We start from the raw sequence: 18764 nt of genomic DNA, 5'->3' as shown, positions 1-18764 counted from the left end.
ATCACTCGCAAGTTTCTCAACTTGTTCGATCCGGGGTTGTTTGTCCCTCCGGTGGGATCCTTGTCGGCTCCCTTGGGGGCGAACACCGATCTTACCAGAAGATCGGGTGTCGTGTAAAATGTGCAGGCGCCTTCGTCCAACCTCGTTGTCCCAGTCCCTCAGGTCCGGGTCGGTGTCCGTGTCGCTCTGACTTGGATTAAGTTACGCGACTGTGAACTACCCTGCAAATTGCCAGGTCACCGAGGTTTGAGGAAGAGAAACCGCAGGTCGACGGGGCTTGCCTGTACCCAATGTCCCCGATTCTTCAATCGTGACGCCGGACACAGCCCCGAGCGAGTCCCTCAACCGTGGAGAAGCGTCGGCTCGCCGGCACCCACACGCTCTATGTTCCCGCCCAGTTCCTGGATGATCTCCACGAACCGCGGATAGCCCCGATCGATGTGGTAGACGTCGTGCACCTCCGTCACCCCGTCCGCGCAGAGCCCTGCCAGCACGAGGCCGGCGCCCGCACGGATATCGGATGCCCACACCGGAGCGCTCGAGAGTTCCTCTACCCCACGGATCACGGCATGGTGCCCGTCCGTGCGCGCATCTGCTCCGAGCCGCACCATTTCCTCCACGAAGCGGAATCGGGCTTCGAAGACGTTCTCCGTGATCATCGACGTCCCGTCCGCGACGGCCGCGAGACCGATGGCCATCGGCTGGAGGTCGGTGGGGAACCCCGGATACGGAAGTGTCGCGAAGTTGACTGCCCGGGGCCGCTCACGCTGGATCACGCGGAACCCGTCGACGAGCGGGGCGACTTCGGCCCCGGCACCCCGGAGTTTGTCGAGCACGAGTGCGAGATGTTTGGGGTTGATGCCGCGAACAGTCAGGTCACCACGCGTCATCGCCGCTGCGATCCCCCACGTCGCCGCGACGATCCGATCGCCGATGCAACGGTGGCTCGTGGGAGACAGAGCAGGAACGCCGGAGATACGGAGCGTCGTGCTGCCGGCTCCAGTGATTCGCGCACCCATCTGGACGAGCATCGTGCACAGGTCCACGATCTCGGGCTCCCGTGCCGCGTTGTCGATCGTGGTCTCGCCCTTCGCGAGAACGGCGGCCATGAGGATGTTCTCGGTGGCTCCCACGGAGGGGAAGGCCAGGCGGATGGTCGCGCCGTGCAGGTCGTCCGCCTCGGCGACGACGCAACCGTGCTCGATGGTGCTGTGCGCTCCGAGGAGGCGGAGTCCGGATTGGTGCATGTCGAGGGGTCGCGAGCCGATCGCGTCTCCACCGGGGAGTGCGACCACAGCGCGGCGACAGCGGGCCACCAGCGGCCCGAGCACACATACGGAGGCCCGGAACTGCTTCACAGCGGCGAAGTCGGCGTGGTATTCGGGTTGCGCGGGAGTCGTGATCCGTACCTCGTCGCCGACGAGTTCGACTTCGCAGCCGAGCCCTCGCAGGACCTCCGCCATCAAAGGAACGTCCAGAATGTCGGGACAGTTCGTGATGGTCGTGGTTCCCTCGGCGAGAAGCGCGGCGGCCATCAGCTTGAGCACGCTGTTCTTGGCACCACCGACGACGACATCACCAACGAGCCGGTTTCCCCCGGTGACAAGAAAGCGTTCACTCACAACGACACAGCCTAACGTCGTGTCTGTCCCTACAGCCGAACCGGTACCGTAGCCGCCATGGCAGTGCATCTCACCAGGATCTATACCCGTACCGGAGACGACGGTACGACGGGCCTCAGCGATTTTTCGCGGGTATCCAAAAACGACCCGCGACTGATCGCGTACGCCGATTGCGACGAGACCAACGCCGCGATCGGGGTCGCGCTCGCGCTCGGAGCCTTACCGGAGCGTCTCGTCCCGGTTCTGCAACAGATCCAGAACGATCTGTTCGATGCGGGTGCCGATCTGTCCACGCCGGTAGCGGAGAACCCGAAGTACCCACCGCTGCGTATCACCCAGCCGTACATCGATCGGCTCGAGACGTGGTGCGACGAGTTCAACGAAGAGCTGGGACCGCTCGATTCGTTCATTCTTCCGGGAGGCACCCCGGCGGCTGCGCTCCTGCACACGGCACGCACGGTAGCGCGCCGGGCGGAACGTGCGGCATGGGCCGCGGTGGAAGCCGCACCCGAAACCACGAATGTCCTGCCGGCGAAGTATCTCAACCGCCTGTCGGACCTGTTGTTCATCCTCAGCAGGGTCACCAACCCGGAAGGCGACGTCCTGTGGAAGCCCGGAGCGGGCGCGTAGAAGTCTTGCTCTAGTAAGGACGGCGGCGCTGCGACCGTCCCGACGGCCTGGACTCGACCCAGGAGAGGAATGCCGTCTTGGCGCCGCTGTCGAGGGCGATCTCGTATGAGCCGTCACCGTCGACGATGTCGAGGATCACGATGTCCTCGGTCATGATGTCCGACTCTGCCGCGGTCGGAGCGCGTCGGGAAGACACCTCGATGCCCTGCCGCGAGATCCGCATGTCCGGACCCGGGCGCAAGCTGGAGAGCTTGTAGAACACCAGGGTGTCGTCTCCGTAGCGGATGAGCCCGTGACGCCATCCCGAACAGTCGTGCTGGGGCAGCACCCTCAGGATCGCCGGAGTTCCCCCGCCGCGAAGCGCCAGGCCACGATAAACGAGAGCCGCGACGGCAGCCGCGAGCAGCACCACAAGGATGATGAGAACAATCATTCCTGGTGACACTGTCGTCGGCTCCGTCGCGGCTCTACGTTTTATACGACGATCAGGCCCGCTCGACAGCCCGCAGACGGCCCCTGGCCGCTGCGACTGCCGCCTCGTCCTGGCTTTCGGCCAAGATCGACTTCGCTGCCTCGACGTCGATATCTTCGACCAGGACGGCAGCCTCGGCGAGGACCGTCACTGCCGTGGCGGTCACCGAGAGGAATCCACCGTCCACCGCCATGACGATACGCTCCCCGCCGGCGGTCTTGACCGACACGACGCCGCCCTCGACGAGCTGGCCGAGGACCGGCTCGTGTCCGGGCATGACGCCGATTTCGCCTTCGGTGGTCTGGGCGGTGACGAGAGTCGCCTCTCCGGACCAGACACGTTCCTCGACGGCAACGATGTCTACGCGCATCTCAGCCATGCGGGCCTACTTCCCGGAGATCTTCTTGGCCGCGGCCTCGACATCGTCGAGTCCACCGCAGCTGTTGAAGGCCTGCTCCGGAAGGTGGTCGAACTCGCCCTTGCAGACGCGGTCGAACGCCTCGATCGTGTCGCTGAGCGGCACGACCGAACCGGGCTGACCCGTGAACTTCTCGGCGACGATGAAGTTCTGGCCGAGGAACTTCTGGAGACGACGGGCACGGTTGACCGTGACCTTGTCCTCTTCGGAAAGCTCGTCCATACCGAGGATGGCGATGATGTCCTGCAGTTCCTTGTACTTCTGAAGGATCCGCTTGACCTCGTTGGCGACACGGAAGTGATCCGCGCCGACGATGCCGGGCTCGAGGATGCGCGAGGTCGACGTCAGCGGGTCCACAGCGGGGTAGATACCCATCTGCGAAATCGGACGCGAGAGCTCGGTGGTCGCATCGAGGTGCGCGAACGTGGTGGCCGGCGCCGGGTCGGTGTAGTCGTCGGCGGGAACGTAGATCGCCTGGAGCGAGGTGATCGAGCGACCACGCGTCGAGGTGATGCGCTCCTGCAGCTCACCCATCTCGTCGGCCAGCGTCGGCTGGTAACCCACGGCCGAAGGCATACGACCGAGAAGGGTCGAAACCTCGGAACCGGCCTGGGTGAACCGGAAGATGTTGTCGATGAACAGCAGGACGTCCTGGCCCTGGACATCGCGGAAGTACTCCGCCATGGTCAGCGCCGACAGGGCGACGCGCATACGCGTTCCCGGCGGCTCGTCCATCTGGCCGAAGACAAGGGCGGTGTCCTGAAGGACGCCCATCTCTTCCATTTCCAGGTGGAGGTCGGTGCCCTCACGGGTGCGCTCGCCGACGCCGGCGAACACCGACGTGCCGGAGAACTCACGCGCGATACGGGTGATCATCTCCTGGATCAGAACGGTCTTGCCGACACCGGCACCACCGAACAGGCCGATCTTGCCGCCCTTGACGTACGGGGTGAGCAGGTCGATGACCTTGATGCCCGTTTCCAGGATCTCGGTCTTACCCTCGAGCTGGTCGAAGGCCGGGGGCTTGCGGTGGATGCCCCACTGCTCGCCGTCGCGGCCGGTTCCGGGAGCGTCGAGGCAGTCGCCGAGGGCGTTGAAGACGTGGCCCTTCACGACGTCGCCGACGGGCACGGAGATCGGGCGGCCGGTGTCGGTGACGGACGTGCCGCGCACCAGACCGTCGGTCGGCTGCATCGAGATCGTGCGGACCAGGTTGTCACCCAGGTGCTGCGCGACCTCGAGGGTCAGGGTCTTTGCCACGGACGGCAGAGTGACCTCTGCGTGCAGGGCATTGAACAGTTCGGGTACGGCGCCACGCGGGAACTCCACGTCGACGACGGCGCCGATGACGCGGACGACGCGCCCGGCAAGGGCCGACGCCGCACCGGCGTTTTTGTCGGTAACTGCTGCGGTCATTGTGGTTCAGTCACTTCCTGCACTCGAGGCGAGCGCACCGGCACCGCCGACGATCTCGCTGATTTCCTGGGTGATCTGGGCCTGGCGGGCCTGATTGGCCTGACGGCTGAGGGTGTTCACCAGATCCGTGGCATTGTCCGTCGCGGCCTTCATGGCGGTACGACGGGCAGCCGACTCGGAGGCCGCGGCCTCCAGCAGCGACGCGAAGATTCGCGTGCTGATGTACTTCGGCAGAAGCGCAGACAGAAGCGTCGACGCCTCGGGCTCGAAGTTGTAGTCGGCCGTGGGCCCCTCGGATACACGATGACCGTCGCTCAGCATGTCCGAGCCCAGTTCGATCTCGTCCTCGGTGACACTCACCTCGAGCGGCGCCATGCGGCGCACCTCGGGGATCTGCGTCAGCATGGACACGAACCGGGTGTAGACGATGTGCAACTCGTCGACGCCCTCGATGGTGCCTTCGCCGTTGGGGGCGGGCACCTCGGAACCGGATCCGGCCATGAACAGCTCGACCAGGTGCCGGCTCGCCTTCGCGGCATCCGTGTAACGAGGCTCCTGCGAGAAGCCCGTCCAGGCACCAGCGACGTGGCGCTCACGGAAGGTGTAGAACGACAGGCCCTTACCGCCCAGCACGTACAGCACGGGCTCTTTGCCCTCGCTGACGAGCAGCTTCTGCAGCTCCTCCGCCTCCTTCAAGACGTTGGAGTTGTAACCACCGGCCATACCGCGGTCGCTGGTCACGACCAGCACTGCGGCACGCTTCGGGTTCTCGCGCTCGTTGAGCAGGGGGTGATCCAGCGACGAGGACGCGCTGGCCAACTCCGAGAGAACCTTGGTGATTTCCTCGGCATAGGGCTTCGATGCCGCCACTCGGGCCTGAGCCTTCGTGATCCGCGACGTCGCGATCAGTTCCTGCGCCTTGGTGATCTTCTTGGTCGAGTTGACCGACTTGATCCGCGAGCGCAGCTCACGCAAGTTCGCCATTCGTCGATCACACTCCCTTCACTGGACGCTGGGTCATGGCCGCCCCGCTCACTTGCGGACGGAGGTGCGCTTGACGGAGACCTGCTCCTGCGTGACCTCGTCGGCGTCGAGAGTCTCGCCCCCGTCGTTCACGACACGGCTGCCGTCGGAAGCGAGGAAGCCCTCCTTGAACTTGGCGGTCGCGACTTTGAGGGCCTCGATCGACTCGTCGGTCAGAGCCTTGCCACCGGCGATCTGCTCGTAGACGCCCGAGGCGTTGCGGTGCAGATCCTCGAGAAGCTCGCGCTCGAACCGGCGGACGTCGCCGACCGGGACGGAGTCGAAGACGCCTTCACCGGCAAGGTAGATCGAGACGATCTGATCCTCGACGGCGATCGGCGAGTACTGATCCTGCTTGAGGAGCTCGACGAGACGCTGTCCACGCTCGAGCTGCGCCTTCGACGCCGCATCGAGATCGGAAGCGAAGGTCGCGAATGCCTCGAGCTCGCGGAACTGCGCAAGTTCCAGACGCAGCGAGCCGGAGACCTTCTTCATGCCCTTGGTCTGCGCGGCGCCACCGACTCGGGAAACCGAGATACCGACGTTGATCGCGGGACGGACGCCCTTGTTGAAGAGGTCCGACTCGAGGAAGACCTGACCGTCGGTGATGGAGATGACGTTGGTCGGGATGTACGCCGAAACGTCGTTCGCCTTGGTCTCGATGATCGGCAGTGCCGTCAGCGAACCGCCACCGAGCGCGTCGGAGAGCTTCGCCGAACGCTCCAGCAGGCGCGAGTGCAGGTAGAAGACGTCACCGGGGTATGCCTCACGTCCCGGCGGACGACGCAGCAGCAGCGAGATGGCACGGTATGCCTCAGCCTGCTTGGTCAGGTCGTCGAACACGATGAGGACGTGCTTGCCCTGGTACATCCAGTGCTGGCCGAGGGCCGAGCCGGTGTACGGGGCGAGCCACTTGAAGCCGGCGGAGTCGGAGGCCGGAGCTGCGACGATGGTGGTGTACTCCATCGCGCCGTTCTCCTCGAGGGCCTGCTTGACGCCCGCGATGGTGGAGCCCTTCTGGCCGATCGCGACGTAGATGCAACGCACCTGCTTCGTCGGGTCGCCGGACTCCCAGTTGGCCTTCTGGTTCAGGATCGCGTCGATGCAGACCGCGGTCTTACCGGTCTTACGGTCACCGATCACGAGCTGGCGCTGGCCACGGCCGATCGGGGTCATCGCGTCGATGGCCTTGATGCCCGTCTGGAGCGGCTCCTCGACCGGCTGGCGCTCCAGAACGGATGCGGCCTGCAGCTCGAGTGCGCGGGTCTCGTCGGCCTCGATGTCGCCGAGGCCGTCGATCGGCTGTCCCAGCGGGTTCACGACACGTCCGAGGAAGTTGTCGCTGACCGGCACGGACAGAACGTCGCCAGTCCGCTTGACTTCCTGGCCTTCCTGGATGGACTGGAAGTCACCCAGGATCACGGCACCGATTTCGGTGGCTTCGAGGTTGAGGGCCACGCCCAGAACGCCGCCGGGGAACTCCAGCAGCTCGTTGGACATCGCCGACGGGAGACCGCTGATGTGCGCGATGCCGTCACTGGTGTCGACGACCACGCCGACCTCTTCGCGGGAGGCCTCCGGGGAGTAGCTCGCGGTGTAATTGTCAATCGCGCTACGGATCTCGTCGGAGGAGATCGTCAGCTCCGCCATGTTCTTCCTGCTCTCGGTATCAGGTCTTCGGAAAGATCTATGTGTGTGTTCGGAAGTGGACTACGTGAGGCTCTTGCGCACTGCCGCGAGTCGACCCGCAGCACTGCCGTCGATGACCTCGTCGCCCACCCGGACGACCAATCCACTGAGAAGATCGGGATCGACCTCGACGTGCACCGTCACAGGCTTCCCGTAGATACGGCCCAGGGTAGCGGCGAGCCGCTCTTCCTGCGTCGCATCGAGGGGTGCCGCGCTTCGGACGTGCGCAACGGCACGATCGCGCTGGGTTGCGGCGAGCGCCGACAGTTCGTCGAGCGTCTCGGCCGGCGGCTTGCGGAGCCGACCGACGGCATGAACCGCCAACGCTTCCGTGATCGCGGTCACCTTGCCGTAGAGCAGACGTGACAGCAGCTCCCGCTTGGCCGTAACCGTGGTGCTGCGGTCGGAAAGTGTCCGCTCGAGGTCCGGGTTACCGGCCACGATGCGTCCGAGGCGGAAAAGCTCGTCCTCGACGGTGTCGAGCTGGTTCTGGTCCGCTGCCGCCTTCAGCAACGCCTCACGACCGAGCTGGACGAGAGAGTTGGTCAGGTCGGACTGTGCCGACCAGTCCTGCCCCGCCGCGGCTTTGACGGTCGCGAGGGTCGAGGCCGAAACCTTCCCCCCGAAGACCTGCTCGGCCAGCGTCACCCGAACAGCGACCGGGGCCGAGGCGTCAGCCAGCGCGCTCCGGAGAGCCCGCTGGTTGTCGAGCGCCTCGACCACCGAGAACAGTTCGGAACCGGCCTGAGCCGCAGCGGCAGTCGCGGCACCCGAGCCCAGGGCGGACTGCAACGCGGAACGCGTATGAGCGAGTGCCTCACGGCTTGCTGCGTACATGGTGCTCACTTTCCGGATGCAGAGTCAGCGCTGAGGGAGTCGAGTTCGTCGAGGAATCGATCGATCGAGCCGGCACGCTTCACATCGTCGGCAAGTGCCTCGCCGATGATCTTCTCGGCGAGATCCACCGAGCTACGTCCGAGATCGGTGCGCAGTTCGGCCACGATCTGCTGGCGCTGGGCCTGCAGCTGGTTGTGTCCGGCAGCGACGATGCGGTCGCTCTCCTCCTGGGCCTGTGCCTTCATGTCGGCGATGATCTGCTGGCCCTGCGTACGGGCCTCTTCACGGATCTGCGCCGCCTCGGTACGGGCTTCGGCGAGCTGGGCACGATACTGCTCGAGCGCGGCCGCAGCCTCCGCCTGAGCTTCCTCTGCCTTCTTGATGCCGCCTTCGATCAGCTCCGAACGCTCGTCGAGAACCTTCTGGAACATCGGAAGAACGAACTTCCAGAAGACGATTCCGACGATGATCAGGGCGACGAGCGACCAAACGATGTCGTATGTCGCGGGCAGCAGGGGGTTTGGAGTCTCCCCCTCCGCTGCCGCGAGAATCAGGATGCTGTCAGCCATGGTTGTCGTCGAATCAGAAGATGAAGCCGGCGACGATACCGATCAGCGCCAGTGCCTCGGTGAATGCGATACCGAGGAACATGGTGGTACGCAGCTGACCGGCCATCTCGGGCTGGCGAGCCATGCCCTCGATCGCCTTACCGACAACGATGCCGATGCCGATGCCGGGGCCGATGGCAGCGAGGCCGTAGCCGACCGCACCGAGACCGCTGATGGTGGTCTCCGACTGGGCGAGGACGTCTGCTGCCTGAAGCGCAACGCTCATTGGTGTTCCATTCCCTTTCTTGTGGCCCGGCCCCGGGGATCGGCGACCGAGTCAGTCTGTGTGTAGAGATGTAGGTCGTGCAGTTCGGGGAGCTAATGCTCTTCGGCGTGCAGCGCCAGATCGATGTACACCGCTGTGAGCAGCGCGAAAATGTAGGCCTGCAGGACGATCACCAGAAGCTCGAAGAAGGTGAACGCGACTCCGCCGATCAGCGAACCGATGCCGAAGAACCTCATGATGCCGTCGGAATCGAAGAAGAAGAACTGCGTGGCGCTGAAGAACAGCACCAGCATGATGTGTCCGGCCAGCATGTTCGCCATGAGACGGATGGTGAGGGTGAACGGCCGCAGCAGGAAGGTCGAGACGAACTCGATCGGGATCACCAGAAGGTGAAGGGCCGGCGGCAGGTTCGGAATGACGATGCTGCTCTTGACGTAACGGAAGAATCCGTACTTCTTGATGCCCACGTAGTTGAAGACGATGTAGGCAAGCGCGGCAAGGACGATCGGCATGCCGATTCGCGCGTTCGACGAGATGTTGAGGAAGGGGATGATCGAGGTCAGGTTGAGCCCGACCACCAAGAAGAAGATGGTGACGATCACCGGCAGGAACCGGCGCCCCTGCTCTTTGCCGAGGATGTCCTCGGCAATGTGGATGCGAACAAAGTCGAGCATGATCTCGGCGACGTTCTGCACGCCTCGCGGCACGATCTTCGGACTCCGCATAGCGAAGAAGAAGAAGACCGCGACGAGCAGTGCGACGACGACGCGGATAAGCATCAGTCGATCCATCTCGAAGGGGGTGCCCTCGAAGAGGATTGGCGGTGGGAAAAAATCAGCAAGTGACGGCGCGTGGAATTCTCCGGCTGCCAAGGTGGTGACGCTCAGCGCTCTCTCCCGTAGTCGGCCGCAGGCATTGCCGTCTGCGGTTCGATCGGACATTGACGATCCAACAAGTCGACCAGGTCGGCTCGCGTATTCGCCAGTGTTCCGAACCGCCGTAGCGGTCCCGCGTCCTGCCGGTGTCGGCGACTCTCGTCGACTCGGCGGTCATTGAACACGACCGCCTATGAAGTCACAACTGCGTACCGAACCTCCGCCCGCGCATGCAGTGTCACCTTCGTTGGGAGCAACACTACCAACTGCTCTACGACAGTGCGTAGCTGGGTACCCTACCCGCGGGTAATCGACACATGGATCTACTGGCCATCGTCGTTCGCTGCGTCGGCCGAGGGCTTCGGATCGACATAGAGAGCGCGCTGGGACAGCACGCCATACGTTTCCGCACCGAGCACGATGACCAGCGCGAGCACGATCGTCACGACGAGGGCGTAACGGTTGTAGAAGTCCAGCGGCTCGAGCGACGCCATCACAACGATGGCGAGGACGAGCTTGAGAAGCCAGGTGCCGAGCAGGACCGCACCCGCCGTCGTCGCCGGCATCTTCGCCGTCAGCAGGACACCGAGTGCGGTGAAGAGGATGAAGCCGCCACCGACTGCCGCGCCGATCAGCGCACCCCACAGTCCGGGCGTTCCCGCGAGGAGCAGGGACACGATCGACGCACCGACGGCCAGCGCGAGCAACCCCAGGGCGCCGTAACGGACGGCCGCGCGCATGGGTGCCGACGGGTCGGGCAGAGACGGCAGGGAGCGTTCGGGTTCAGGGAGATCTGGGGAGGTCACAGTATTCGAGCCTAACGGACCCGCCGGAAGCGCTTCGGTGGCGCATCCCCGTCCCCGTCGTGAGGTCGCAGGGACGGGACCGCGGTCACAACGAGCGCGAACAGCAGACCGGCCGCCGTCATGATGACGACCACTCTGCGGTCGAGGAGCGAAGATCCCACCGCCCCGAACGCGAGAACGCCCACCCACAAGTACAGGAGCAGCACCACGCGCCGGTGCGAGTGCCCGATCTGCAGCAGCCGATGATGCAGGTGCATCTTGTCGGGGCTGAACGGGCTCACGCCGGCGCGCGTGCGTCGCACGATCGCGAGCAGGAGGTCGAGGATCGGGATAAACATGACCGCGCCGATCAGGATGAGCGGCGAAAGGAGGCCGAGCAGATCCCGGGAACCGTAGGCACTGAGCGGAATCCGGCCGGAAGCGCTGGTCGAGATGGCCGCGAGCATCAGGCCGATCAGCATCGACCCGGAGTCGCCCATGAAGATCTTCGCGGGCTGGAAGTTGTACGGCAGGAAACCGAGACATGCACCCGCGAGTGCCGCCGCGATCAGTGCCGGTGGATACGCCGAGACGTCACCGCCCTGATCGAGGAGCAGCCCCACGGAGAAGACACAGATCGCGACTGCCGCGATGAGGCCGAGTCCGGCGGCGAGACCGTCGAGTCCGTCGACGAAGTTCATCGCGTTGATCATGACGGCGGCGACGGCGACTGTGATGAGCCCGCCCTGCAACTGGTCGAGCACGAGGGTGGAACCGCTGAACGGGTCGTAGATCACGATCCAGCTCACGCCCATCACCACGAGCACCCCCGCAGCGGTCACCTGCCCGACGAACTTGGTGAGGGCATCGAGGCCCCACCGGTCGTCGATGATGCCGACGAGCACGATGATCGACGCCGCGACCAGCGCGGCACCCATTTCGGTGGTGTACTCGAATCCCCTGGTCAACGCCGGCAGATGCTGCGCGAAGACGATGCCCGCCACGAGGCCGATGTACATTCCGACCCCGCCCAGACGCGGCGTCGGCGTGACGTGCACGTCGCGGTCGCGGGGAACGGCCACGGCCCCGAACTTCAGCGCGAGGATGCGAACCACTCCGGTGACGAGGAACGTCACCACAGCAGAGGTGAGAAGTACCAGAAGCAGTTCCCGGATGGGAACGCCTGCGCCGCTGCCCGCCTGCGCGAGCAGTTCGACCGCTGTGTCGGCTGAAGTCACGTGCTCCGTTCCCCCGCCGCTACTCCCCGCCGGAACGCAGGCGTTCGGGATCGTCGCCGAGAACCTCGGCCACGGCCTCTGCCGACACCGCGCCTTCGCGCAGGATCCGGGGGCGATCACCGGTGAGATCGACGATCGTCGACGCCACGCCGAAGTCGGCCGGTCCACCGTCGAGGTAGACCCCCACGGACTCCCCTAGCTGTTCGCGCGCTTCGGCTGCGTTCGTGGCGGGGGCCCGCCCCGAGATGTTCGCACTCGAGACCGCGAGCGGTCCCACCTCACGCAGCAACTCGAGGATCACCGGATGCAGCGGCATGCGCACCATCACCGTTCCGCGGGTGTCGCCGAGATCCCACGCGAGCGACGGGGCCTGGTGGACCACAAGGCTCAGTCCGCCCGGCCAGAAGGCCCGGATGAGTTCACGCGCTTCGGGGCGCACGGAGCTGACGAGACCGTCGATCGTGGTCCACGACCCCACGAGGACTGGCACCGGCATGTCGCGGCCGCGTCCCTTCGCCTTCAGCAGGGCGGACACAGCAGAACTGTCGAATGCGTCGGCGGCGAGGCCGTACACCGTGTCGGTGGGCACGACGACGAGGCGTCCGGCCCTGAGTGCTCCACGTGCCGCGTTCAATCCGGCGGCGCGCGAGTCGGGTTTGTTGCAGTCGTACACGGTGCTCACGAACCCATCCTTCCACTAGCGCTCGAGTATTCCGTCGTGGGGCTCGGAGACCGGGCTAGCCACTCGCAGAGGTTCGGACCGCCGCACGACTGGCTTCGACGTCGGTCGGCACCCGGTGGGCGACGACGAATCGGGGCTTACCCGCGAGGTCGTAATGCTCGACGACATCGCCGAATACGCGGCGTTGCGCGAACAGCTCGGCAACGAGCGCGCCGTTGGTGTCGTCGTGTTCCACCGCAGCCGCTCCCCCGATCCTCAACCAGCGCGCGATGTTCGAGACCATCGGCTTGATGACGGACAGGCCGTCGGGGCCTCCGAACAATGCGGAGTGCGGGTCGTGGTCGGCCACTTCGGGTTCGAGCGGGGTGCCCTCGGGGATGTACGGAGGGTTTGAGACCACCATGTCGACAGCACCCTCGAGTGCGGCGAGCAGCGTGCGGTCTGTCACGTCACCCTGATGGAGGATGATCGGCGTGTCGCCGTCGTTCGCCCGGGTCTCGGCGTTCTGCCGCGCCCATGCGAGCGCCCGCGGTTCGAGTTCCACCGCATGCACGACAGCATCCGGCCGGGCGTGCGCGATTGCGAGCGCGAGCGCGCCGGACCCCGTGCACAGATCGAGAACGACGGGATTGCGGCGCCCGTGCCGTTCCAGGAACGCCAGCGCCCAGCCGAGAAGCAGTTCCGTCTCGGGTCGCGGTACGAACACGCCGGGCCCGACGGCGAGATCGATCTCGCCCATCGGGGACGTGCCGAGGATGTACTGGAGGGGAATACGCTTGGCGCGCTGGTCCACCATCGCCCGGTAGGCGTCGATCATGGCCGTATCGACCAGAGGCACGAGCCCGAGCCTGCCCCGCTCTACTCCGAGAAGATGCGCGGCAAGCAACTCGGCGTCGACACGAGGGCTCGCGACACCTGCTTCCTCGAGCACCGACGCTGCTTCGATGATGGCCAGGCGCAGGGGTTGACGACTCACGCCGTACAGCGTGCCATGCGCACAGCCGCCCCGATGCCACGAGGTCCCCTACGCATACTTCGCATAGGGGACCAGCGGTGCGGCAAGTCACGCACACCGGCCGGGCGCGTGATGTGGGTGAGCTTATTCGGCTGCGAGCCGGGCCTGACGGTCGGCGGCGGACAGCGCGTCGAGAAGCGCGTCCATGTCTCCGTCGAGCACGGCGTCGAGGTTGTGCGCCTTGTAGCCGATGCGGTGATCGGTGATGCGGTTCTCGGGGTAGTTGTAGGTCCGGATACGCTCCGAACGGTCGACGGTGCGCACCTGGCTCGCGCGATCGGCCGACGCCTCCGCGTCCGCCGCCTCTTCTGCCGCGGCCTGCAACCGCGCCGCGAGCACCTGCATGGCCCTGGCCTTGTTCTGGAGCTGTGACCGCTCGTTCTGGCAGGTCACGACGATGCCCGTCGGCAGGTGGGTGATCCGCACGGCGGAGTCGGTCGTGTTGACGCCCTGACCACCCTTGCCGGACGAGCGGTACACGTCGATGCGCAGGTCGCCCTCGTCGATCTGTACCGCTTCCACCTCGTCGGGCTCGGGATAGACGAACACTCCCGCCGCGGAGGTATGGACGCGTCCCTGCGATTCGGTGACAGGCACGCGCTGCACGCGGTGCACGCCGCCTTCGAATTTCAGCCGCGACCACACGCCGTCCCGGACGTCTGTCTTCGACTTGATGGACAGCGTGACGTCCTTGTAGCCGCCGAGGTCCGAATAGGTCGCTCCGAGGACTTCCACACGCCAGCCTGAGTTCTCGGCGTTGCGGGTGTACATGCGCGCGAGATCGGCCGCGAACAGAGCGGACTCCTCGCCGCCCTCCCCGGACTTCACTTCCAGCACCACGTCGTCCCCGTCGTGCGGATCGCGGGGCGCGAGGAGATCGGTGAGCGTGCGGTCGAGCTGGGCCACCTGCTCTTCGAGGCTGGTCACCTCATCGGCGAAGGCGGAATCGTCGGCCGCGAGTTCGCGGGCGGCTTCGAGATCGTCTCGTGCAGCCTTCAACTTCGTGTACGTCGCCATGACCGGGGCGAGCTCGGCGAATCGCTTCCCCACCCTGCGCGCGATCGACGGATCGTTGTGCAGCGCCGGGTCGGACAATTGCTGTTCCAGACCCGCGTATTCGGCCAGGATGTCGTCGATGGCCGACGGCTTGGTCTGCCCCGCCATGGGTCGCTCCGCTCTGTGATGCTGTTTGCTTCGATACTGCGAGGTACTTGGGATGCTGCGTGCTGCTTCGACACTGCGTGCTGCTTCGACACTGCGTGCTGCTTCGACGCCGTGTGCAGCTCGAAAGGCAGGTTGTGGGACGCCCGGCTGGGCACGCAAGCATCGGTAGATCAAAAAAAGCCGACGCCCGGCCTGTGACTGAGACAGAACCGGGCGTCGGCGGGACAGCTAGCTGTCGGCGTCGGCCTTCTTGGAAGGACGCTTGCCGTAGCGAGCCTCGAAGCGGGCGACGCGGCCGCCGGTGTCGAGGATCTTCTGCTTGCCGGTGTAGAACGGGTGGCACTTGGAGCAAACTTCGACGGTGATCCGTCCCGACTCCTTGGTGCTGCGCGTTTCGAACGTGTTACCGCAACCGCAGACGACGGTCGTCGCCACGTAGTTGGGGTGGATTCCTGCCTTCATGGTGTCCCTTTCATGGCCGCCGGGTCGCCTTCGCGGATCGAAGACGTGAACCGGAGCCGGACTGAGCCGTTCGATTATGCCAAACACCTGAGCCCAGGAAAAATTCCCGGGCACCGGTGTCAGTCTTCCAAAGCTCCCGGAGCGGTCTTCGCGACCGTCATGAGGAACTCGATGTTCGTCTTGGACTTCTTCAGCCGGTCGATGAGGACATCGATCGCCTGATGGGAGTCCAGGCCGGACAGCACGCGGCGCAACTTGTGCACGACCGCGAACTCGTCCGGGCTCATGAGGAGTTCGTCCTTGCGAGTGCCCGACGGATTGACATCCACCGCCGGGAACACGCGACGCTCGGCGATCTTGCGGTCGAGCTTGAGCTCGGCGTTACCCGTGCCCTTGAACTCTTCGAAGATCACCGTGTCGCCCGTGGAGCCGGTCTCCACCATCGCCGTGGCGATGATGGTGAGGGATCCACCGTTCTCGATGTTGCGAGCCGCACCGAGGAACCGCTTCGGCGGGTAGAGCGCCGTCGAATCGACACCACCCGACAGGATGCGTCCCGACGCCGGCGACGAGTTGTTGTACGCGCGGCCGAGGCGGGTGATCGAGTCGAGCAGTACGACGACGTCGCGTCCCATTTCCACGAGTCGCTTGGCGCGCTCGATTGCGAGTTCGGCAACCGAGGTGTGGTCTGACGGCGGACGGTCGAAGGTCGAGGAGATGACCTCGCCCTTCACCGAACGCTGCATGTCGGTGACCTCTTCGGGGCGCTCGTCGACCAGCACCACCATGAGGTAGCACTCCGGGTTGTTGACCGAGATCGCGTTCGCGATGTCCTGCAGAACCGTCGTCTTGCCGGCCTTGGGAGGCGAGACGATGAGCGCGCGCTGTCCCTTGCCGATGGGCATGACGAGGTCGATGACGCGGGTGGTCAGGATGTTCTGCTGCGTCTCGAGGCGCAGGCGCTCGTTCGGGTACAGCGGCGTGAGCTTGTTGAACTCGGGACGACGCTTGGCCGCCTCGACGTCTCCACCGTTGACCGTGTCCAGACGCACGAGCGGATTGAACTTCTGGCGCTGGCTGCCGGCCTGCTCGCCCTCGCGGGGCACACGAACCGCGCCGGTGATGGCGTCACCGCGGCGCAGGCCGTTCTTGCGCACCATGTTCATCGACACGTACACGTCGTTCGGGCCCGCCAGGTAACCGGAGGTCCGGACGAACGCGTAGTTGTCGAGCACATCGAGGATGCCCGCGACGGGCTGCAGAACGTCGTCCTCGCGGATCTCGGGCTCGCGATCGGCACCGCTGCCGCCCTCGCCGCGCTCACGTCCGCGGCGACGCTCCCGGAATCGACGCCCGCGGCGACCGCGACCGCCTTCTTCGTCGTCTCCCCCGCGATTGTCGTGGCGCGGGCCGTTGTTGCCGTCGCCCTGGTTGCGGTCGCCCTGGTTGCGGTCGCCCTGGTTACGGTCACCCTGGTTACGGTCACCCTGGTTGCGGTCGCCCTGGTTACGGTCACCCTGGTTACGGTCACCCTGGTTACGGTCACCCTGGTTACGGTCACCCTGGTTGCGGTCACCCTGGTTGCGATCGCCCTGGTTGCGATCACCCTGGTTACGGTCACCCTGGTTGCGATCGCCCTGGTTGCGGTCACCGCGTCGGTTTCCGCCGTCACCCTCGGAGCGATCCTGGGACTTCTCACGAGAATGAGCCTCGCCGCGCTCCTGGGAGTCGCGGTCGGTGCCCTCGGATGCCGATGCGCCTCCGTCGTGCTGGCTCTGCTCCGACTGGTCGCCGCCACGACGACCGCGCCGGCCACGTCCACGGCGAGGACCGTCGGACTCGCCTTCGGAGTCTCCCGCGGTCTCGGCGGTGCGTTCCTGCTTCGACTCGGTCGCGAGGGGCGCGGCGTCGGTCGGCGCGCTCTGTGCGGGCGCGCTCTGTGCGGGCTTGTCGTCGGCCTGCGTGTTGCCTGCGGACGGCGCTGCGGCGGCGTCCTGCGCGGTGCGGGTCCGGCGACCACGCGCGGGGCGAGCGGAAGCCTCGTCCGGCGTCTCGGTAGCGGGCTGCGCGGCGACAGGCGCCGGCTTGGAGCCTGCGCCCTGCCGCTCCTTGATCGCAGCGATGAGATCGCCCTTGCGCATACCCGAGGTCCCCTTGATACCGAGTTCGGCGGCGAGAGTCCGCAACTCGGCGAGCACCATGCCCGACAGGCCGGTTCCGCGCCGACCGGCGCGAACCGGAGACTGTGCGGAATCTCCGGCCGAACCCCCGGCAGACTCGGTGGTATCGGGAGCGGATGTGGCGATCAGGTCCGTATCTGTCACGGAGATCCTTTCCTTCCCTCGTTGCTCTACGCAGAGCCGAGGGTTCGTTCCGCAGATCAGTTCGTTGCACTGAGCTGGGATTGCCGTACGAGTTCATGAATCGAACGGTCGGCACGTCCGCCACCACACCGATCCGGTGGGTGCGGCCTGCCCTCCCCTGGAGCGGGAGCAGGTGAGATAAACCCGGGATCGACGCCCCATGGAGCTGGAGTGAGTGTCCTGGAGAATCCGGCGACTTCGGACGCACGACGTGCGGACTTCCCACAGGATAGCGACGAACTGGACGCAGGGCAAGAATCGACGCGCGTGTGAAACGGAGTGTGATCTGACACGAACCGCGTCAGTCGACCTGCACTCCGTCGGCTACCTCGAGTGCGAGGACGCTCAGGTCGTCGGCCTGTGCCGCTGCTCGCAGCTCGTCGGGGAACGGCTCAGTGGTGAGAGCCAGCACGGTGGGGCCTGCGCCGGACACCATCGCGGGAATTCCCGCGGAGCGCAGAGCCGACACCCACTTCGTGGTGAGCGGCAACGCGGGCGCGCGCTGCGCCTGGTGCAGCAGATCCTCGGTGGCGGACATGAGCAGGTCGGGCCGTTCGGTCAGCGCGACCACGGCGAGAGCCGCCCGGCTGACGTTGAACGCCGCGTCTCGGTGCGGAACGAGTGTGGGCAGGAGCCCGCGAGTGTGCGCGGTGGACGAGCGGACCGACGGCACCAGCGCGACCGCCTTGATGTCGCGGTGCACGCGCAGCGAGACCGCCCGATAGCGGCGTTGCTCGCAACCGGCGTCCGCTTCGCTCCACGACACGACCGCGCCGCCCAGCACACTCGCCGACGCATTGTCGGGATGGCCCTCGAACTCGGAGGCGAGCTGGACGAGCTGAGCATCGTCGAGGACGCGCTCGGGCGCCACCTTGCGAACCAGACCGTTCGCGGCGGCCAGTCCCCCGACCGCGGCCGAGGCCGACGATCCCAGACCGCGGGAGTGAGGAATCACATTGCGGCACACGACGTCGAGACCGTCGGCCCAGACACCCGCCGCTTCGAGGCCACGCTCCAGAGCGCGCACCACGAGGTGCGACGGGCCCCAGGGAACCTCCTGGGCGCCTTCCCCTTCGACGCGCACGTCGAGCCCGGAACCGGTTGTCGTGACGGTGATCTCGTCGTACAACCCGAGCGCGAGCCCGAGGCAGTCGAAACCGGCGCCCAGGTTCGCACTCGATGCGGGAACGCGGGCGGTCACCGAGATCCCTACGGGCAACGTTTGCGTCATGTCCTGAT

The 18764-nt window shown here is 65.8% G+C and carries 19 protein-coding genes; 1 reads left to right on the top strand and 18 read right to left on the bottom strand.

The genetic code is table 11. The features are described 5' to 3' along the window. Positions 1-341 precede the first annotated feature (341 nt). A complete protein-coding gene (gene murA / locus RDCOP1_RS11140; RefSeq protein WP_072700331.1) occupies positions 342-1622 on the bottom strand; it encodes a UDP-N-acetylglucosamine 1-carboxyvinyltransferase in 1281 nt (426 codons plus the stop codon). 57 nt (positions 1623-1679) lie between these two features. Between murA and RDCOP1_RS11135 the strand changes: the two genes are divergently transcribed. Continuing rightward, positions 1680-2252, top strand: a complete 573-nt coding sequence (locus tag RDCOP1_RS11135) for a cob(I)yrinic acid a,c-diamide adenosyltransferase (RefSeq protein ID WP_072700329.1) — start codon at positions 1680-1682, stop codon at positions 2250-2252. Positions 2253-2262: 10 nt separating this feature from the next. Here the strand turns inward: RDCOP1_RS11135 and RDCOP1_RS11130 are convergent, their stop codons facing one another. The 17 genes from RDCOP1_RS11130 to thrB all read right to left on the bottom strand — a co-directional run bounded on the left by RDCOP1_RS11130 (position 2263) and on the right by thrB (position 18756). Further along, complete coding sequence (locus RDCOP1_RS11130; RefSeq protein WP_072700327.1) at positions 2263-2685, bottom strand: DUF2550 domain-containing protein; 423 nt, start codon at positions 2683-2685, stop codon at positions 2263-2265. Positions 2686-2737: 52 nt separating this feature from the next. Then, entirely contained in the window at positions 2738-3103 is a 366-nt protein-coding gene (locus tag RDCOP1_RS11125) for a F0F1 ATP synthase subunit epsilon (RefSeq protein ID WP_072700325.1), read from the bottom strand. 6 nt (positions 3104-3109) lie between these two features. After that, a complete protein-coding gene (gene atpD, locus RDCOP1_RS11120; protein ID WP_072700323.1) occupies positions 3110-4558 on the bottom strand; it encodes a F0F1 ATP synthase subunit beta in 1449 nt (482 codons plus the stop codon). 6 nt (positions 4559-4564) lie between these two features. After that, positions 4565-5542: a F0F1 ATP synthase subunit gamma gene (locus RDCOP1_RS11115; RefSeq protein ID WP_072700321.1), complete on the bottom strand. Its 978-nt coding sequence runs from the start codon at positions 5540-5542 to the stop codon at positions 4565-4567. A gap of 48 nt (positions 5543-5590) precedes the next feature. Further along, a complete protein-coding gene (atpA, locus tag RDCOP1_RS11110; protein ID WP_072700320.1) occupies positions 5591-7231 on the bottom strand; it encodes a F0F1 ATP synthase subunit alpha in 1641 nt (546 codons plus the stop codon). Between the two features lie 60 nt (positions 7232-7291). Continuing rightward, positions 7292-8107 (bottom strand): F0F1 ATP synthase subunit delta, encoded by an 816-nt coding sequence (locus RDCOP1_RS11105; RefSeq protein ID WP_072700482.1) that lies wholly within the window; start codon positions 8105-8107, stop codon positions 7292-7294. Between the two features lie 5 nt (positions 8108-8112). Continuing rightward, positions 8113-8676 carry a F0F1 ATP synthase subunit B gene (locus tag RDCOP1_RS11100; RefSeq protein WP_072700318.1) on the bottom strand — a complete coding sequence of 188 codons (564 nt, stop codon included), beginning with the start codon at positions 8674-8676 and terminating at the stop codon, positions 8113-8115. A 13-nt stretch (positions 8677-8689) separates the two neighbouring features. Continuing rightward, complete coding sequence (locus tag RDCOP1_RS11095) at positions 8690-8941, bottom strand: ATP synthase F0 subunit C (RefSeq protein WP_072700316.1); 252 nt, start codon at positions 8939-8941, stop codon at positions 8690-8692. A gap of 92 nt (positions 8942-9033) precedes the next feature. After that, the gene (gene atpB / locus RDCOP1_RS11090) at positions 9034-9882 is read right to left on the bottom strand and encodes a F0F1 ATP synthase subunit A (protein WP_174555795.1); all 849 of its coding nucleotides are present in this window, start codon (positions 9880-9882) and stop codon (positions 9034-9036) included. A gap of 257 nt (positions 9883-10139) precedes the next feature. Continuing rightward, positions 10140-10622 (bottom strand): Cg1360 family ATP-synthase-associated protein, encoded by a 483-nt coding sequence (locus tag RDCOP1_RS11080; protein ID WP_072700312.1) that lies wholly within the window; start codon positions 10620-10622, stop codon positions 10140-10142. Between the two features lie 11 nt (positions 10623-10633). After that, positions 10634-11839 carry a glycosyltransferase family 4 protein gene (locus tag RDCOP1_RS11075; protein WP_072700310.1) on the bottom strand — a complete coding sequence of 402 codons (1206 nt, stop codon included), beginning with the start codon at positions 11837-11839 and terminating at the stop codon, positions 10634-10636. Between the two features lie 19 nt (positions 11840-11858). Further along, positions 11859-12521: an L-threonylcarbamoyladenylate synthase gene (locus tag RDCOP1_RS11070; protein WP_072700308.1), complete on the bottom strand. Its 663-nt coding sequence runs from the start codon at positions 12519-12521 to the stop codon at positions 11859-11861. 55 nt (positions 12522-12576) lie between these two features. Further along, positions 12577-13497 carry a peptide chain release factor N(5)-glutamine methyltransferase gene (prmC, locus tag RDCOP1_RS11065; protein WP_072700306.1) on the bottom strand — a complete coding sequence of 307 codons (921 nt, stop codon included), beginning with the start codon at positions 13495-13497 and terminating at the stop codon, positions 12577-12579. 123 nt (positions 13498-13620) lie between these two features. Next, the gene (prfA, locus tag RDCOP1_RS11060; protein WP_072700304.1) at positions 13621-14700 is read right to left on the bottom strand and encodes a peptide chain release factor 1; all 1080 of its coding nucleotides are present in this window, start codon (positions 14698-14700) and stop codon (positions 13621-13623) included. A gap of 228 nt (positions 14701-14928) precedes the next feature. Beyond that, positions 14929-15162: a 50S ribosomal protein L31 gene (rpmE, locus tag RDCOP1_RS11055; RefSeq protein WP_072700302.1), complete on the bottom strand. Its 234-nt coding sequence runs from the start codon at positions 15160-15162 to the stop codon at positions 14929-14931. A 119-nt stretch (positions 15163-15281) separates the two neighbouring features. Continuing rightward, complete coding sequence (rho, locus tag RDCOP1_RS11050) at positions 15282-17486, bottom strand: transcription termination factor Rho (protein ID WP_072700300.1); 2205 nt, start codon at positions 17484-17486, stop codon at positions 15282-15284. A gap of 340 nt (positions 17487-17826) precedes the next feature. Further along, on the bottom strand, positions 17827-18756 hold the full coding sequence (gene thrB, locus RDCOP1_RS11045; RefSeq protein WP_072700298.1) for a homoserine kinase: 930 nt from the start codon (positions 18754-18756) through the stop codon (positions 17827-17829). Between the last annotated feature and the right edge of the window lie 8 nt (positions 18757-18764).

This window comes from Rhodococcus coprophilus NBRC 100603 (genome assembly GCF_001895045.1).
In the GTDB taxonomy this organism is placed as follows: Bacteria; Actinomycetota; Actinomycetes; order Mycobacteriales; family Mycobacteriaceae; genus Rhodococcus; species Rhodococcus coprophilus.
This window is presented reverse-complemented; position numbering and strand designations above follow the sequence as displayed.

What these genes read in the sequence shown, in the direction of transcription:
- RDCOP1_RS11135 (WP_072700329.1), top strand. Translation starts at nt 1,680, where the DNA reads ATGGCAGTGCATCTCACCAGGATCTATACCCGTACCGGAGACGACGGT.
- RDCOP1_RS11130 (WP_072700327.1), bottom strand. Translation starts at nt 2,685, where the DNA reads ATGATTGTTCTCATCATCCTTGTGGTGCTGCTCGCGGCTGCCGTCGCG.
- RDCOP1_RS11125 (WP_072700325.1), bottom strand. Translation starts at nt 3,103, where the DNA reads ATGGCTGAGATGCGCGTAGACATCGTTGCCGTCGAGGAACGTGTCTGG.
- atpD (WP_072700323.1), bottom strand. Translation starts at nt 4,558, where the DNA reads ATGACCGCAGCAGTTACCGACAAAAACGCCGGTGCGGCGTCGGCCCTT.
- RDCOP1_RS11115 (WP_072700321.1), bottom strand. Translation starts at nt 5,542, where the DNA reads ATGGCGAACTTGCGTGAGCTGCGCTCGCGGATCAAGTCGGTCAACTCG.
- atpA (WP_072700320.1), bottom strand. Translation starts at nt 7,231, where the DNA reads ATGGCGGAGCTGACGATCTCCTCCGACGAGATCCGTAGCGCGATTGAC.
- RDCOP1_RS11105 (WP_072700482.1), bottom strand. Translation starts at nt 8,107, where the DNA reads ATGTACGCAGCAAGCCGTGAGGCACTCGCTCATACGCGTTCCGCGTTG.
- RDCOP1_RS11100 (WP_072700318.1), bottom strand. Translation starts at nt 8,676, where the DNA reads ATGGCTGACAGCATCCTGATTCTCGCGGCAGCGGAGGGGGAGACTCCA.
- RDCOP1_RS11095 (WP_072700316.1), bottom strand. Translation starts at nt 8,941, where the DNA reads ATGAGCGTTGCGCTTCAGGCAGCAGACGTCCTCGCCCAGTCGGAGACC.
- atpB (WP_174555795.1), bottom strand. Translation starts at nt 9,882, where the DNA reads ATGTCCGATCGAACCGCAGACGGCAATGCCTGCGGCCGACTACGGGAG.
- prfA (WP_072700304.1), bottom strand. Translation starts at nt 14,700, where the DNA reads ATGGCGGGGCAGACCAAGCCGTCGGCCATCGACGACATCCTGGCCGAA.
- rpmE (WP_072700302.1), bottom strand. Translation starts at nt 15,162, where the DNA reads ATGAAGGCAGGAATCCACCCCAACTACGTGGCGACGACCGTCGTCTGC.
- thrB (WP_072700298.1), bottom strand. Translation starts at nt 18,756, where the DNA reads ATGACGCAAACGTTGCCCGTAGGGATCTCGGTGACCGCCCGCGTTCCC.